Source organism: Psychrobacter piscatorii (assembly GCF_001444505.1).
In the GTDB taxonomy this organism is placed as follows: domain Bacteria; phylum Pseudomonadota; class Gammaproteobacteria; order Pseudomonadales; family Moraxellaceae; genus Psychrobacter; species Psychrobacter piscatorii_B.
In genome coordinates, this window is record NZ_LNDJ01000057.1 from 1 (window position 1) to 16,301 (window position 16,301).

The window sequence follows — 16,301 nt, forward strand, 5'->3', positions numbered from 1 at the left end:
TCCCTATGACAGCATGAATAATGTCCATTACACCTAATTTGCGCATAAAAACATGTCTGATAGGAATTTGGACAATATTTCTTACAATTTTTGATATTCATAAGGTAGCTCTACAACAGCCAATAATCAATGGCTAAAGTACCTAGGAGCCACTAGCTATAACAGATGTACCAATATTTTGAACGCTTGATAGACACCAATTTTAAACCTTACCATTATCGCGGTATAGCTACAAAAATATGTTACATTATACCGCGTCCTTACGGCTATGATGAGGCTCAGGCCTACGATTCAGCGGTACTGCTATATAGTAATAAGATACAACCATCAGCCTCAGTATGACTAAGATCGATCATATACTTGTTTGATAGATCAGCATGGATATGGCTAATTTTGTGTTAAATACGATCAATCTATCATCACCTTAATATGAGCACGATGCGATGTCAGTGTCGTTTTTATCATAGTAATCTGACGATATGATGATTTTCGACCTACAAAAACCCACCTATAAAAACCAATCTAAGGATAGAGTATGAGCGCCAGCCTGACCACCACTTTTGATGATAAGAACTCTGAAACATCAACCCTGACCAGCCCAACCTTGGTTTTAAACTGCGGCTCGTCTTCCATCAAATACGCGTTGATTAGTGATGACAACTCTACTCGTATCACCGGTCTTGCCGAAAACCTAGGTCTCGATACCGCCCGTATTAAGCACACGACCTTAAACGGTGAAAAACTTGAAATCTCTATTCCTGGTGGTCGCCACAAGCTGGCGCTACAAAAAATCCTTGAGCTACTAGAGCAGTACCACTTCATCGCCGTTGGGCACCGCGTGGTACATGGTGGCCGCGAATACTCCAAAGCCGTTCGCGTTGATGAGCATGCGTTAGAAGAAGTGAAGCGTCTCAAAATATTAGCTCCGCTACACAACCCTGCAAATGCACTGGGGATCGAAGCGGTTCAGGCGATCTATCCTGATATGCCGCAAGTGGTGGTGTTTGACACCGCTTTTCACCAAACCATGCCGCCCGTTGCTTTTCGCTATGCGCTACCAAAATATCTATACGAAGAACATAAAATCCGTCGCTATGGCTTCCATGGCACATCACATGCTTACGTCTCAGAACGCACCAGCCAAATCACTGAGGCAAAAGGGCCACATGGCTGGCTAACAGCACATCTAGGCAATGGTTGCTCAGCCGCCGCAGTATACGATGGCAAAAGTCTCGATACCAGCATGGGTCTGACCCCACTTGAGGGCCTTATGATGGGTACGCGTAGTGGCGATGTGGATCCTAGCTTGCACATGCACCTGAAGCGTCAGCTCGGTATGAGCTTAGAAGAGACCGACAAAATGCTTAATAATGACAGCGGTCTACTTGGTATCTCAGGACTGTCTAACGACTTGCGTACCATCGAGCAAGCAGCCAGTGAAGGTCACGAAGATGCGCAGCTCGCTATCGAGATGTTCTGCTATCGTGCTGGTAAATATCTGGCCAGCCTTAGCTGTGCGCTACCAGAGTTTACCGGTATTGTCTTTACTGGCGGTATCGGTGAGAACTCCGACATTACACGTAACAAAATCCTGGCAGTGATGCGTCATTTCGGTATCAAAATAGATGCTGACAAAAATGCCAGTTTGGTTCGTGGTAAAGAAGGCAGCTTCCACGCAGATGACAGCAGTATCGAGTTATGGGTCGTCCCAACTGATGAAGAGTGCCGTATTGCTCAAGAGACTCGTCAGGCATTGAATTTAATATAAGCGTGAGCGTGTTTGATACGCCATATCTATATAATTAACATTTGCTATAAGGCTATGGCGTACATACTCAGCACATTGCTCATTCTGCCAAGGATGAATTGAACTTAATAATAAAATAAACCGTAGGATACACTATGCAGACCATTTTACTTGTTCCCATTAGCCGCGGTATCGGTGTGACATCAGCCGCGCTTGGACTGATTCGCGCCTTTGATTATAACGGTATCAAAGCGGGCTTTATGAAGCCGTTTTTGCAAGACGATACACTAGATAAGCAGCACAGCTTAGACAGCTCAAGCGCATTGACCATGCATGCCTTTGGTCTAAAGCCGCCCAAATCGATCAGCCGTCAGCACGTCGAGCGGATGTTGGGCGATGGCAACCTTGATGATTTAATGGAAGAAGTGATTGCCAATTATCACACAATAGATGATGGCCCTGACGTCATCATCTGTGAAGGTCTGGTGCCGACCACTGAGACCTCTTACGCCTCACAAATCAACCGCGCCCTCGCCCATGCTTTAGATGCCAAGATCATATTTGTTGGTGCCGCTGATATCGGTCAACCAGCGGCGTTGGCGGACAAGCTTGATGTGCATGCGCGCGAGTTCGGCGGTGTCATGGATGCACGTACATTAGGCGTGATATTGATGCGGGTACAAGACGTGCCTAATACCTTTGAAAATCAACCAGTCGCTCCGGGTGAGGCGGTCGTCAGCTTAGATCCAACCTTTTTGCAAGAAGTGCAGCGTCTATCGCCTTCGTTCAATACCGACGCGTTTCGCCTCATCGGCGTGGTGCCCTTTAGCGATTCGTTGTCTGTACCGCGCACTTGGGACATTGCCACTGAGCTTGATGCCACTTGGCTTAACGTTGGTGAAGCAAAAACACGTCGTATCAATCGCATCAGTCTAACGGCGCGCTCAGTCGCTCGTGTCAATCAAGTGTTCAAACGTGGTACGTTGATGGTGGTCCCTGGTGACCGCGATGACTTGCTACTGGCCGCAGGATTGGCCTGTATCAATGGTATTCCACTGGCAGGATTGGTCTTGACAGGTGGTATCCTACCAGGCGAGACCGTAACGGAGCTGTGGCAGTCGGCGCTCAAAACGGGCATCCCTATCATGAGCGTCGAGAGTGACAGCTATCAAACGGTACAGAGCCTTGTCCATATGAGCTCAGAGATTCCAAGTGATGACACTGAGCGTGCGGAAGAAGTAGCGCGTTACGTAGCAGCGCATTTGGATTTGAGCTGGATTAAAGAATACTTTAGCCGTAATCATGAACCGCGCTTGTCCCCATCGGCTTTTCGCCATCAGTTGGTCAAAAAATCACAGCACGCTAAAAAACGTATCGTATTGCCAGAAGGTTCTGAACCACGTACCGTCGAAGCGGCCTGTATCTGTCAGAGCCGCGGTATCGCTGATTGCGTACTGCTCGCAAAACGCAGCGAAGTAGAACAAGTCGCCAAAAATCGCGATTTGACGTTGCCAGAAGGTCTAGAAATCATCGACCCTGACACCCTTGATATGAGCAAATATATCGCTGCTGTCGTTGAGCGCCGTAAAGGCAAGACTGGCGCAGACGTCGCCGCTGAATATCTAAAAGATACGGTGTATCTTGGCACCATCATGCTACAGCTAGATGAGGTCGACGGTCTGGTTTCAGGTGCGATTCATACCACTGCCAATACCGTACGCCCAGCGTTTCAATTAATCAAAACCGCGCCGCAGTACTCGCTCGTATCGTCCGTGTTCTTTATGCTGTTGCCTGAGCAAGTGGTTGTCTATGGTGACTGTGCGATCAATCCTGATCCGAATGCTGAAGAGTTGGCAGAAATTGCCATTCAATCGGCACAGTCTGCTGCTGCCTTTGGTATCGATCCAAAAGTCGCGATGATCAGCTATTCTACGGGCTCATCAGGCGCAGGCGCGGATGTCGAAAAAGTCGCTCGTGCCACCCAAATCGTCCGTGAGCGTGCGCCGAACCTCAAAGTCGACGGCCCACTACAATATGATGCCGCCTCGGTCATGAGTGTGGGTAAACAAAAAGCGCCTGACTCTCCTGTCGCAGGTCAAGCCAACGTCTTTATTTTCCCTGATCTCAATACTGGTAACACCACGTATAAAGCGGTGCAGCGTAGCGCCAATGTCATCAGCGTTGGACCGATGCTGCAAGGTTTGAATAAGCCAGTCAATGACTTATCGCGTGGCGCACTCGTTGATGATATCGTCTATACCATCGCGCTAACTGCTATCCAAGCGTATAGCGATTTGATTTAATCGCTATACGATTTGCCAATCAAAGTCCGTTATACCGCCGACTATCATCATGATGGTCGGTTTTTTATTGGTGCTGTGGTGGTATAGTCAAAGTATCTCAAAAACGATACGGTACTGCTAATATCAATTTTTGCAGCCTCTGTCTGCGCAGGCACAGCAAGCAAAAAAATTGATTTAACAGTGCATAATGTAGCGGTATTAATTTCCACTAACTATAGGTGGTGATAGATAGTGATGACAGATACTCGCCCGCCCTCTACAATAGCGCTATGATTCAGTTAATGTAAAAAGGTTAGCGGATAAAAGAGTAAGGTGTATTGATACCAACAGATACTTCATCTCTTTTTACGCATTTATTTATGTCAAATACGAGCAATAACTCTCACGAAAAGATCTCTGCCCCTGCCATCCGTGCCTATCTTGGCGGCTCGTTTGATCCGGTACATAATGGTCACCTAGAAGTGGCTCTACACGTCTATCAGGACTTGTTGCCAATCGCAAAGCAGCAAAACCGCCCCTTGCACGTTTCATTATTACCCAATGCGCGCTCGCCATTTAAAACGCAGAGCACTGACCCTAAACACCGCTTAGCCATGCTAAAGCTGGCAGTACAAGACACACCGATACAAATCAATGAGCTTGAGCTATGGCAAACGCCGCCTGTCTATACAATCGACACTGTACGCGCACTCAGACAGCAGTACCCTCATGATAGTTTAATATTTATCATGGGTATGGACAGCGCGCGCAGTTTGGATAAATGGAAAGACGGGTTAGGACTCACTGATTATGTCAATCTGTGGGTGTTTAATCGTGAGGATAGCGATCACATTAATGATGGAATTTCTGACAACGCTACATTCTTTGAAAAAAATATAGCAACTTCGCAATATCTGGCAACCTTGCAATCGCAACTGCCGCTACCTTTACAATCACATGTAACCGACTCACCGATTGAGCTATTCACTCCAATTGCTCGATGCTTGGTAGATAGCTTAGAAACAGATGGCACTGACTTGAAAAGCGCTATGAAAGGACGCATTTATATAGATACGCGACCGATCACTGCCGTATCAAGCACGCAAATACGCGAACAACTACACATATTGGCGACTGAAACAAATAAAATGCCCGTCACTGACAGGCAAATCGCATCTATCGCAGCAATAAATGATATTATGAGCAATACTCACCCCAATTCATTAGCTAAATGGCTCAATCCTGCCGTTTATCACTATATTATCGCCCATCAGCTATATTCTGCTGCTCAATTCCGTTAAAATCGCCTTATCTATGTCATTTTTCCTATCCTGTCTCTATACGTGACTGACGACATATGATCAGTCGAATCAGACAAATTGACGTTTTACCCCTTTATTTTTAATAGTTACGATTGAAGAGATTAAAATTTATGATCAACACCATGACCGAAGAACGCTTAACCGTGTGCTTAAACATTATACAAAGCGCGCTAGATGATATGAAAGCAAAGAACATCACTGTAATGAATGTAGAAGACTTAACTGACGTCACCGAGCGTATCGTCATCGCTGATGGTACCTCAAAACGTCATGTACGCGCGATGGCGGATAGCGTCGGCGCTGAAGCCAAACAAGCGGGCTTTATGCCGCTTGGCCGTGAAGGCGGTATCGACTCTGACTGGACGTTGATTGACTTGGGCGCGGTTGTCGTTCATATCATGACCCCGCAAGCGCGTGAGTTCTATGACTTAGAAGGCCTATGGTCATCACCGGATCAGTTGGCTGAGCTGGTCGCCACACCGCGTGAAAAGAAAACCGCTGGTCGTCGCAACAAGAACAAATAAGATTATTGGGTACAATCATCGCGTCATACTAAAAGCATAAGACCAAAAGACCAGAATCGTTATTCTGGTCTTTTTTTGTGCCGATATTTAGACATATCTGTCATGATAAACAGCCATTGGAATGGATAATTGTCGGATAGATTGCTATCATCCTTACCACTATTGCTGCGCAAATTTTGTCCTGCGCTCGCCTACTATTAAGGATTGCCCATGTCTGCTACTCACCGCTCAAACCCTGAGATTAACCTACCCTTGCATGTGGCAAACTTAGTATGTGTCCGCGCGGGCAAAGCCATGCCGTTCACTCGTGAAGAAATGAGCGCCATCGATAAAGCGCCTATTACAGCACCCGTCGCCGTCAATTTTATGGGATTGACCACTGACGAGCAAGCCGACCGCAAACATCATGGCGGCCCGCTCAAAGCCGTGCATCAACTGCCAGCGGCCACTTATGAAAAAATCAATACAGAGTTTGACCTAAAAGTACGTGTCGGTACGCTCGGAGAAAACCTTACCACTGAAGCCGTTGATGGCTTGCCTGAGATGGATGAGTCTAACGTCTGTATTGGCGACGTTTATCAGTATGGTGGGCAGTATGGCGACGACAAAATAAACGGTGAAGATAGCGTGCAGCTGCGCATCGTGCAGCCGCGCCGCCCGTGCTACAAAATCAATGACCAAATCGGCCAATTTACCAAAGTGCCCAACATCGCCGCATGGGTCAGTAAGAAAGGTATCTCAGGCTGGTATTTTCAAGTGGTGCGTGATGGCATCATTAACGCTGATTTGCCAGTCTACTTGATAGAACGTCCTTATCCATTTGCCACGCTTGAGACACTTTGGCAGTTGTCTCATTCAAAAGAAAAGTTTGACGCTGAGGTGATTGAGCCGTGGCTCGCGATTGAGTGTTTGGAGGCGAGTTGGAAAAAGGTGTTGGCAAAAAAAATTAAAAGAGGCTGAATACAATCAGCAAAATCTCTAGACATCATCTGATAATAATAGGTGCTTAAAATATAAGTGGACAGCGACATATACCCTTTATCTACACAGAGCATTTCATGGTAAAAAACATCTTCTTAGCACTTGGCTTAACTCTGCCTTTGATTGGCTGCGTGACCACGACCTCACCAGTCGCAACGACCAAAAATTATAGCGTCGATAGCGATACCTATCAATCGACTGGCAAAAGCCAGCGTATCAAAACCATTGTCCTACACTACACAGTCTCAGATAATGAGCGCTCAATCAAAACATTGACCACGGGTAATGTGAGCGCGCATTACTTAATCTTGGACAAGAACGATGATAAAATTTATAACCTCGTGCCAGAGTCTGAGCGCGCGTGGCATGCAGGCGAAGGTGGCTTTTCAGGTCGAACCATCCTCAATGATACGTCTATTGGCATCGAAATCGTCAATGCAGGAATCAAGCCTGAATATCGAGACGCGCTAAAGAATGGCGATATGGATTACCATCCTTATGAGCATTATGTGGCGTTTGATGGATTGCAGATTAAAAAGGTCGCACAACTGGTGCAAGATATCGCTAGACGTTATGACATCTCACCCAAAAACATCATCGGTCATGCAGATATGGCACCCTCGCGCAAGATCGACCCCGGTGCAAAATTCCCGTGGGAGCGACTGTATTTCGATTACGGTATCGGCGCTTGGTATAATGAAGCGGACAAGCAAGAAATTATGAATCGGCGTACCTTGGTCGCGCCAAGCGTGCAGGAGATCAAGCAAGCTTTTCGCAAATACGGCTATCAAATCAATAATAGCGACGAGTGGGACAAGCCTAGCCGCGATGTCATCTATGCGTTTCAGCTGCATTTCAGACCGCAGCAGCCAACCGGTAATATGGATAGCGAGACCTATGCGATATTGCAGGCGCTCAATATGAAGTATGCTAGTCGCGATGATTTTTATTAAAGCGATACAAATATAGGCAGTTTAAAAAGATAACTGGCGCGACTGGCATGAATTTTTCGCAGCCTCTGTCAGCGTAGACACAGCCCGCCAGAAAATTCATACCAGTCAAGCGTGATAACATAAGGTCTATGTTTTATTATCGGACATAACAACAATGAAAAAGGACATATTATGAGCACCCTATTTAGTGTCAATTTGAATAAACTCGCCTTAATCAGAAACTCTCGCGGCACAGATTATCCCAATCTGCTGTACTTTGTAAAAAAGCTCATTGATCTGGGTGTCAAAGGCTTTACTGTGCATCCGCGACCTGATGAGCGTCATATCAGATACCAAGATGTCTATGATATCAGTGCCTTTTTAAAAGATTACAAAGACATTGAGTTCAATATCGAAGGCAACCCGAACGAGCAGTTTTTATCCTTGATTCGCGAGGTCAAACCGCATCAATGTACCCTCGTGCCCGACAGCGAAGACCAACTGACCTCCGATCATGGCTTTGATATCATCAAACATAAAGACATGCTGTCAGCGCTGAGTCATGAGCTACAAGGGTTTGGTACACGCTGCGCGGTATTTATCGATCCTGATATCGAGCAGATTAAAGCCGTCATTGACAGCGATGTGCAAACGATAGAGATGTATACCGAGGAATGGGCGCGCGCCTACAGTAACGGTAAGAACGATAATAATATTGATTTCAATGAGGTCAAGCAACGCTTTAGCGACTGTATCACCCTTGCCAGTGACAACGGGATTCGCGTCAATGCTGGTCATGATTTGAATTTAGACAATTTAGCCGATTTGCTAGGCCTTGGTCATATCGCTGAGGTGTCGATTGGTCATGCCTTTACTATTGAATCGCTAGAGCAAGGCATGGATAACGTCGTGCGTCAGTATTTAGACATCTGTGCTTAACTCGCATCAATAAGCAAATAATTTGGCTCTATCAACAAACCCTAAGCAAACGCCAATAATAGTAAAAAAGGACTCTTTATGTATCAAGCCTTTCAAAAATATCTATAACAAGAAATCAGCGATATCCGCGACGCAGGGCTGTATAAAAACGAGCGCGTTATCACCTCTCCGCAAGATGCGCTCATCACGATAGCCGATCGACGATGGGCGTGAGATATGGGAGACGTGGTATCAGATGGAGCAAATGCTGATTAGCGGTATTGATCTGTCGCCAATCATTACCCATCGCATGCACATTGATGAGTTTCAAGAAGGCTTTGATATCATGGAAAGTGGGCAATGCGGTAAGGTAATCTTAAGCTGGGATTGATTTTGGTAATTTAGTATTTGAAAAGTCGTGGTTAGGGTTTACATTGTCACGACCTATAAAACGAACGGTACTGATTTCAGTGCCGTTTTCTATGTGGTAAAAATCATACGAGGGATAAACTATGAGCGATTCTGAAGCAGATAAACTTGAAAAGTATTTAGCAGAAAAAGCCAAGCAAGATCAGGAAGAAGAACAAGAGCCTAAGCCGCTTTCCGCCTATGATGCTTGCGTGCTAAAGGAAAGTGCTAAGATTCATGAGTTGATTGCTGAGGCTCAGAGAAAGGGTAAAGAGCTGTCAGAAGATAAATAATCATATAACATCATGCTTTGAATCAAAACTCTGATTGAAGCATATTTATTCAACATAAATCAACTCTTCTTCAGACCCATAATAACCCATTGTAGTTAATAAATTATACGACTAACTATCTGTTCGAGCTACTTTAGTCTCACTTATTTCTCAAAAATCTTCATGTAATCTATAATAGTTCTGGTCAAACTCTTCTATAGAATAGCCTAATCCTGCTGATGTATCAAAAGAATAAGGTGTTATTTCGTCTTTTATAATGATTGTTGGTTTGTCGAAAGATAGACGTAATCCTAGCTCAAACATGACATTTGGATTTCTACCGCTTATATCGCAAACTATCATCGGATTATCATATAAGTTCTGAACAATACGTTTGTGAATAACGCCTATATCATCCGCATCACTCACCAATCTAGCTTCAAAATTAGCTTCTTTAATAGCAGATTCTATTATCCTTTTGACATCTTTCCAATGAGATTCAGGATAGCCTTCCATACTTGCAATAGGCATTACAATGCCACATTTTTTCGGTAAATTATCATCTAATTTTTCGTGTGGCTTGTTTTCGACTTTATTCGGTTCAGATTGATTGTCCATTCTAACCTCCAAAGAAAACAATGAGTTCGTAGGGTGCGTCCAGCGCACCAATAATACTAAAATTAAAGTTTAGACTAATTTATCATAAAACGGTCATTCAGGAGCGCGTTTTAGCCCTGATTGCAGCGGATATACTTGGTTGGTCACTGGGCTGCGGAGGCTTGGCTAGAGGTGGTCGCTCGAATGTTGGAACGCCTCTAGCCTTAGCCACGGCCCCAGTGAACGACCAAGATAGTAGCGAAAAGCAGGATTAGCTCCCAATAGAACCAAAACACAAAAAAGGTGAGCATTACGCCCACCTTTTTTATATCTACAATAATATTCTAAACCAACTTAGCCTATCTAAACCAAGCACAAGCGTTACGGAACATACGCATCCATGCGTCATCGCTTTCACACACATCCATAATCCCACCGAGTGCGTGACCAAGATAAGATTGACTGTTTTTGATCAATTAAGCTTCGGTAATTAACTCAGGCTTTTTATTCAATAAGCGCATTAATGTGACGGCAGCCCCTGTTGGGTTTCTAGTACCTTGCTCCCAATTTTGTAAGGTACGCGAACTGATATTAAGTTTATCGGCAAACTGCTGCTGCGATAGCCCTGTCTTAGTTCTTATTTCCTTAATACTAGGCACGTCATGGGTAAACTGGCGGCTAGGCTGAGCCTGTCCTTTAGCAATCGCCAATGCTTGATTTAGTGATGTAGATAAATCATCGTAAAACTCATTGCTCATGGCTATACACCTCTTTAATTTGTTGAGTCAGTTTGTATAAACCAGACTTCTCTTCGCTTGATAGAGAGGCTTGTTTATTCTTCGGATAAGCGAGCAGCATAAAAAATATGCCTTGACTATTCACAAAATAATAGATAATCCGAATACCGCCACTCTTACCTTGGTTAAGTGCCCATCTGGTTTTTCGAACGCCCCCTGTACCTTGAATCAAATCACCTTGTTCTGGATTATTGATTAGATTTTCCTGTAGCTCTTTATAAGCTTCATCATCTAATAGTTTCAGTACTTGCTTAGTAAATATTGGCGTTTCGATGAAATGTAACATTCAATATCCTTTATCTTTATGTCTTATTATATACGTCATTGAAGTACTTATCTATATGTTTTTTCTGGATCTAATTAAGCTAAATATCATAAACACAAAAAAGGTGAGCCAAAGCCCACCTTTCTTATTATCTAAACTAATTCAAATTATCTTAACGCAACCAAGCACGAGCGTTACGGAACATACGCATCCACGCGCCGTCTTCATCCCATTCTTCTGGTTTCCAGCTATGGTTATACGCTTTTAGGTTACGCTCAGGATGCGGCATCATGATAGTGACGCGACCGTCGGTGCTACACAGACCTGTGACACCGCCGAGCGAACCGTTTGGATTGAGCGGATACGTCTCAGTTGGATGACCTTGGCTATCGACATAACGCATCGCAAGCTGACCGTGTTTTGCCATACCGTCGATCTCGGTATTATCTAGTGTGGCATAGCCTTCACCATGCGCGACAGCGATAGGTAAGATACTATCTTGCATGCCTTTGAATAAGATGGACTTGGTGCGCTCAACTTTGACGTTGACCGTACGCGCTTCAAAACGCGCGGATTTATTAGCGACGAAGCGTGGGAAGTTTTCCGCACCTGGGATCAGGTCTTTTAACTGCGCCATCATCTGACAGCCGTTACAGACACCTAATGAGAAGGTATCAGGACGGGCAAAGAAGCGGACAAACTGCATGCGTAGCTCGTCATGGAACAAGATAGAGTTCGCCCAGCCAGAGCCAGCGCCCAGTACGTCACCATAACTAAAGCCACCACAAGCGACCAGACCGTCGAAATCACGTAGATTGATGCGACCACTCAGTAGATCGCTCATATGTACATCGACCGCTTCAAAGCCAGCTTGGGTAAAGCCTGCTGCCATCTCTGTCTGACCGTTGACACCTTGCTCGCGGAGGATGGCGACTCTTGGTTGGCTGTTATTAGCATCAGCGCGGCTGTTTACATAAGGCGCTTCCACTTTTTGATTCAGATCAAAGTTTGGCGCCGCGATCAGGCCTTTATGGCTCGCGTCGCTAATCAAGTCATACTCTTGCTGTACGCACGCTGGGTTATCACGGCGACGCGCGATTTGATAGCTGACCTGCGTCCACGCTTGCTGCAATTCAGTACGGCTAAAGCGTAAGGTATCGTCACCCATGTGCAAAGGCGTTTGGATTAATAGGTTGTCTTCTTCTGAGCTTTGACCAACGAGACTAAGCATATCGCTGACGTTAAATTCTTCTGCCAACTGCATGAGCGCTGCGACGTTTTCTGGCAATACTTGGATGACTGCGCCCAGCTCCTCACTGAACAGTTGACCGAGTAGGTTGTCATCATCTAACGACAGCTTGATACCTTGACGGCTGGTGAACTGCATCTCTGCGATGGTCGCTAATAGACCGCCATCACCGATATCGTGATAAGCGCTGATAACGCCTTGCGCGTTGCCCGCTTGGACAAAGTTAAAGAAGTCGATCAAATCACTTGGCTGCGCTAGATCTGGGCAGTCGTTACCGAGTTGGCTCAGCGTTTGTGCGAGGATGGAGCCGCCTAGACGCAATTTGCCTTTTGACAAGTCAATACGGTAGAACGCGCTGTCACCATTGATTAGCTCAGGGGTTAGCGTTTTTGCTACATCAACCACAGGAGCAAACGCAGTGACGACCAAGCTCATTGGCGAGACGACTGATTTGTCAGCGCCCTCTTCATCAGTCCAGTTAGCACGCATAGATAGCGAGTCTTTACCAACTGGGATGGCGATACCGAGTGCTGGGCACAGCTCTTCGCCAACGGCGTGTACCGCATCGAATAGTGCCGCATCTTCTGCATCATCACCGCATGCTGCCATCCAGTTCGCTGACATGGTGATATCAGACAACTGAGCGATACGCGCGCCCGCGATGTTAGTAATCGCTTCGCCGACTGCCAGACGCGCAGAGGCTTTTGGATTGATAAGGGCAACAGGTGTACGCTCGCCGACACTCATGGCTTCACCAGTCATCGGCTGACCATCTAGCGCCACTAAGCCCGACGCCGTCACCGCGCAATCTGATACAGGCACTTGATAGCGACCCACATACTGATCACGCACGACCATACCGGTGATAGAGCGATCACCAATGCTAATCAAGAATGATTTGCTAGCTACCGTTGGGTGACGCAATACATCGGTAATTGACTCGGCTAGATTAACTTCACCAAGCTCTAATGCTGGTAACGTGCTATCAGTACGCTCAAAGCTGCGTTGCATTTTTGGTGTACCACCGAGCAGCACTTGCATCGGCATATCGACTGGTTGCTCAGCTAATAGCTCGTCATCAACGATGAGCTGACGGATATCCGTCGCCTCACCCAAGATGGCATATGGACAGCGCTCACGGGTACAGATCGCATCGAACTGATCTTTGCTCTCTGGGCGAATAGCAAGGACATAACGCTCTTGCGCCTCATTTGACCAGATCGCCATCGGTGACATGCCCGCTTCTAACGATGGGATCTTACGCAAGTTCAGATGCGCGCCCATCTCATGGTCGTTGACCAGCTCAGGCATGGCGTTTGACAGACCGCCCGCGCCGACATCATGAATAGAGACGATGGGGTTGCCGTCTTGACTATCATTGCTCACTTCAATGTCGTTGCCGGCAAGCGCCCAGCAGCGATCGATGACTTCCTGACAGCGACGCTCCATCTCAGCATTGTCGCGCTGGACTGAAGCAAAATCCAAACCTTCATCAAGCTCGCCACTATCGACCGATGAGGCCGCGCCGCCGCCTAGACCGATTTGCATTGCAGGGCCACCCAGAACGATGAGCAAATCGCCTTTTTTAATCGCATTTTTTTCAATCAAGTTGCGTTTGATGTTGCCGTAACCACCTGCCAGCATGATTGGCTTGTGGTAGCCGCGCATCTCGCTACCGTCCTTTGCCGCAGAGGTATCTAGCTGAAAACTACGGAAATAACCGCATAGGTTCGGACGACCAAACTCGTTTGAGAAGTTGGCGCTACCTAATGGGGCATCAAGCATAATCTCAAGGCTGGTTGCCATACGATCTGGCGTACCATACGCTTGCGTGCTCAGCTGACCTGACTGCTCCCACTTCTCGGACAGCTCTGGGATATGTAGATGCGACACGTGGAAACCGGCTAGACCCGCTTTTGGCTTACCGCCGCGACCTGTTGCACCTTCGTCACGAATCTCACCGCCAGAACCCGTTGCTGCACCTGAATACGGAGCAATTGCCGTTGGGTGATTGTGCGTCTCAACTTTCATCAAGATATCGATGTCTTCTTGATGAAATCCATAAGGATGGATTGAATTGGCATCCATCGCGTCCGTTGGGATAGGATAAAAACGCATACCATCAGACCCAGCCATCACAGCGGCGTTGTCTTTATAGGCTGATAAGATACCTTGAGGATTAGACTGATAGGTGTTTTTGATCATTTGGAATAGTGATTTTGGCTGCACCTCACCATCAACGGTCCACTGGGCATTAAAGATCTTATGACGGCAATGCTCTGAGTTTGCCTGTGCAAACATCATCAGCTCAACGTCGGTTGGATTGCGACCTAATTCATTGACATACGCATTCATTAAATAGTCGATATCTTCGCTGGATAACGCAAAACCGAACTCGGTATTGGCGGACTCTAGCGCTGACTGACCTTGTCCGATCACATCGATATGATTCAGTGATGCTGGTGCTTGATCGTCAAACAATTTGCTGACATCGCTCAAGTCATAAACCAAGCTCTGAGTCATACGGTCAAACAATAACTGCTCAGCGTCTGCTGGTAGTTTTTCGCCTGCGTCACCGTCTGTTTTTTCATCGAGGGTTAACGTATAAACAACGACACGCTCAACACGGTTTATTTTGATTTCACAGTTATTAAAGATATCGGTGGCTTTACTCGCCCATGGTGAGATAGTGCCAAAGCGCGGCGCCACGATCACTTGCAGTTGGTTGTCTTGTGGCGTGGTAAGCGCAATCGCTTCTTTAATCCCAAACAAGTCTAAGGATTTTTTGTGCTCATCACCGCTCAATTCGCGTGAGAGTACATACACTTGCTGAGTACTTATTTGACTAACATTTAGCTCGGTTTTTTGCTGGAATTGACTGATGAGTTGCTGCGTCTGAAAATCGGTAAGAAACGGTTGTCCGGCGATGGTCATCATAAAGGCATAATCCGTAAGATCAAGGCATCTCTGCCATGCTAAGTAAATGGTCTGGGTATTATAACAAGAAGACCTATAATAAGCAGGTCTAAACCAAGATAAATTGCTGATAAGTTGTCTTCTGTCAGCATCACATGTGTGCTAAATGCCAAGTCTAATTGACCTATTGTCTACTATAGTTTTGCTTCGATACTTCTTAGATTCCATTTTAGACCTCATTATTTTAATGCCTTATATCACAGTTTTTACCTAACCCTCATACTCCTTACAAACACTCACATCGCATTACTGGGCACCTATATAAATGCAAAGGCATAACTCGGTATTCTAGTTCCAGTTGTTAAGGCGATGTTTTTAAAAGATGAATTACATCTACCTTGAATAAAAATGATTACTACAAATAATTAACCACCTAATCACTATAAAGAAAAGGAAATCCTCTATGAATAAGCAAGAACAAATCGACAAAATTCAAGACGTTATTAAAGATGTAAAATTTGCAATGTTAAGCACCGTCAATAGTAAAGGTGACGTACATGCGTGGCCAATGACAACCAGCGAAGCGAGTATCGGTGGTAAAGAGATTTGGTTCATCGGTGACAAAACATCAGATGTGGTCAAAGACATTCAGAACAACCAAAAAATTGGTTTGTCTTATGCTTCTAAAGATGAAAAAGACTATGTCTCTGTCAGCGCCAATGCTGAGTTACCAACAGATAAAAACAAATTAGAAGAACTATGGTCACCAGTCTACAATGCGTTTTTTGAACATGGTAAAGAAGATCCAAACGTACAGTTAATCAAGGTCGTTCCACATGGCGTTGAGTGCTGGCTAGGTGGTAGCTCTACTATCAATATGTTTAAAATGGCAGCAGCAGCCCTACAAGATGGCAAAACGGCAGAAGACATCGGCGAGCAATTTGAAGTATCGCTATAGTTTAGAAGCCATATATAACTTCATTTGGCTCGGATAAGCCTACGGTTACTGAGTCCCCCAAAACGTCAATATGCCTCGGTTTATTGGCGTTTTTTATTGCCTTATCTTTGGTAAGGTTATTTTTAGACAGTAT

The 16,301-nt window shown here is 45.6% G+C and carries 14 protein-coding genes; 10 read left to right on the plus strand and 4 right to left on the minus strand.

All coding sequences use genetic code 11. The features are described from left to right. Positions 1-535: 535 nt before the first annotated feature. From AS194_RS04980 to AS194_RS05015, 9 genes are all read left to right on the plus strand, one after another. Entirely contained in the window at positions 536-1,768 is a 1,233-nt protein-coding gene (locus AS194_RS04980; RefSeq protein WP_058024373.1) for an acetate/propionate family kinase, read from the plus strand. Positions 1,769-1,902: 134 nt separating this feature from the next. After that, positions 1,903-4,050, plus strand: a complete 2,148-nt coding sequence (pta, locus tag AS194_RS04985) for a phosphate acetyltransferase (RefSeq protein WP_058024374.1) — start codon at positions 1,903-1,905, stop codon at positions 4,048-4,050. 359 nt (positions 4,051-4,409) lie between these two features. Continuing rightward, positions 4,410-5,330, plus strand: coding sequence for a nicotinate-nicotinamide nucleotide adenylyltransferase (locus AS194_RS04990; RefSeq protein ID WP_058024375.1), 921 nt, complete (start codon positions 4,410-4,412; stop codon positions 5,328-5,330). 131 nt (positions 5,331-5,461) lie between these two features. Continuing rightward, positions 5,462-5,875, plus strand: a complete 414-nt coding sequence (gene rsfS / locus AS194_RS04995; RefSeq protein ID WP_058024376.1) for a ribosome silencing factor — start codon at positions 5,462-5,464, stop codon at positions 5,873-5,875. 210 nt (positions 5,876-6,085) lie between these two features. Further along, on the plus strand, positions 6,086-6,835 hold the full coding sequence (locus tag AS194_RS05000) for an MOSC domain-containing protein (protein WP_152978603.1): 750 nt from the start codon (positions 6,086-6,088) through the stop codon (positions 6,833-6,835). A gap of 98 nt (positions 6,836-6,933) precedes the next feature. After that, entirely contained in the window at positions 6,934-7,809 is an 876-nt protein-coding gene (locus AS194_RS05005) for an N-acetylmuramoyl-L-alanine amidase (protein ID WP_058024377.1), read from the plus strand. A gap of 171 nt (positions 7,810-7,980) precedes the next feature. After that, positions 7,981-8,727 carry a pyridoxine 5'-phosphate synthase gene (locus tag AS194_RS05010; protein ID WP_058024378.1) on the plus strand — a complete coding sequence of 249 codons (747 nt, stop codon included), beginning with the start codon at positions 7,981-7,983 and terminating at the stop codon, positions 8,725-8,727. Between the two features lie 235 nt (positions 8,728-8,962). Beyond that, entirely contained in the window at positions 8,963-9,097 is a 135-nt protein-coding gene (locus tag AS194_RS13485) for a hypothetical protein (protein WP_256713940.1), read from the plus strand. A gap of 121 nt (positions 9,098-9,218) precedes the next feature. Then, positions 9,219-9,407, plus strand: coding sequence for a hypothetical protein (locus AS194_RS05015; protein WP_058024379.1), 189 nt, complete (start codon positions 9,219-9,221; stop codon positions 9,405-9,407). 150 nt (positions 9,408-9,557) lie between these two features. On the opposite strand, the gene AS194_RS05020 is transcribed toward AS194_RS05015, so the two are convergent. The 4 genes from AS194_RS05020 to purL all read right to left on the minus strand — a co-directional run bounded on the left by AS194_RS05020 (position 9,558) and on the right by purL (position 15,231). Continuing rightward, on the minus strand, positions 9,558-10,004 hold the full coding sequence (locus AS194_RS05020; protein WP_058024380.1) for a hypothetical protein: 447 nt from the start codon (positions 10,002-10,004) through the stop codon (positions 9,558-9,560). Between the two features lie 455 nt (positions 10,005-10,459). After that, entirely contained in the window at positions 10,460-10,741 is a 282-nt protein-coding gene (gene nadS / locus AS194_RS05025; RefSeq protein ID WP_058024381.1) for a NadS family protein, read from the minus strand. Continuing rightward, positions 10,731-11,066 carry a type II toxin-antitoxin system RelE/ParE family toxin gene (locus AS194_RS05030; RefSeq protein WP_025643795.1) on the minus strand — a complete coding sequence of 112 codons (336 nt, stop codon included), beginning with the start codon at positions 11,064-11,066 and terminating at the stop codon, positions 10,731-10,733. Before AS194_RS05030 ends, nadS begins: the two co-directional genes overlap by 11 nt. Before the next feature lie 151 nt (positions 11,067-11,217). After that, on the minus strand, positions 11,218-15,231 hold the full coding sequence (purL, locus tag AS194_RS05035; protein ID WP_058024382.1) for a phosphoribosylformylglycinamidine synthase: 4,014 nt from the start codon (positions 15,229-15,231) through the stop codon (positions 11,218-11,220). 442 nt (positions 15,232-15,673) lie between these two features. On the opposite strand from purL, the gene AS194_RS05040 reads away from it, so the two are divergent. Next, positions 15,674-16,168 carry a pyridoxamine 5'-phosphate oxidase family protein gene (locus AS194_RS05040; RefSeq protein WP_058024383.1) on the plus strand — a complete coding sequence of 165 codons (495 nt, stop codon included), beginning with the start codon at positions 15,674-15,676 and terminating at the stop codon, positions 16,166-16,168. The last annotated feature ends 133 nt before the right edge of the window (positions 16,169-16,301 follow it).

Excerpts from the sequence above, each read along its gene's own strand:
- AS194_RS04980 (WP_058024373.1), top strand. The coding sequence starts at position 536 with ATGAGCGCCAGCCTGACCACCACTTTTGATGATAAGAACTCTGAAACA.
- pta (WP_058024374.1), top strand. The coding sequence starts at position 1,903 with ATGCAGACCATTTTACTTGTTCCCATTAGCCGCGGTATCGGTGTGACA.
- AS194_RS04990 (WP_058024375.1), top strand. The coding sequence starts at position 4,410 with ATGTCAAATACGAGCAATAACTCTCACGAAAAGATCTCTGCCCCTGCC.
- rsfS (WP_058024376.1), top strand. The coding sequence starts at position 5,462 with ATGATCAACACCATGACCGAAGAACGCTTAACCGTGTGCTTAAACATT.
- AS194_RS05000 (WP_152978603.1), top strand. The coding sequence starts at position 6,086 with ATGTCTGCTACTCACCGCTCAAACCCTGAGATTAACCTACCCTTGCAT.
- AS194_RS05005 (WP_058024377.1), top strand. The coding sequence starts at position 6,934 with ATGGTAAAAAACATCTTCTTAGCACTTGGCTTAACTCTGCCTTTGATT.
- AS194_RS05010 (WP_058024378.1), top strand. The coding sequence starts at position 7,981 with ATGAGCACCCTATTTAGTGTCAATTTGAATAAACTCGCCTTAATCAGA.
- AS194_RS13485 (WP_256713940.1), top strand. The coding sequence starts at position 8,963 with ATGGAGCAAATGCTGATTAGCGGTATTGATCTGTCGCCAATCATTACC.
- AS194_RS05015 (WP_058024379.1), top strand. The coding sequence starts at position 9,219 with ATGAGCGATTCTGAAGCAGATAAACTTGAAAAGTATTTAGCAGAAAAA.
- AS194_RS05020 (WP_058024380.1), bottom strand. The coding sequence starts at position 10,004 with ATGGACAATCAATCTGAACCGAATAAAGTCGAAAACAAGCCACACGAA.
- nadS (WP_058024381.1), bottom strand. The coding sequence starts at position 10,741 with ATGAGCAATGAGTTTTACGATGATTTATCTACATCACTAAATCAAGCA.
- AS194_RS05030 (WP_025643795.1), bottom strand. The coding sequence starts at position 11,066 with ATGTTACATTTCATCGAAACGCCAATATTTACTAAGCAAGTACTGAAA.
- purL (WP_058024382.1), bottom strand. The coding sequence starts at position 15,231 with ATGATGACCATCGCCGGACAACCGTTTCTTACCGATTTTCAGACGCAG.
- AS194_RS05040 (WP_058024383.1), top strand. The coding sequence starts at position 15,674 with ATGAATAAGCAAGAACAAATCGACAAAATTCAAGACGTTATTAAAGAT.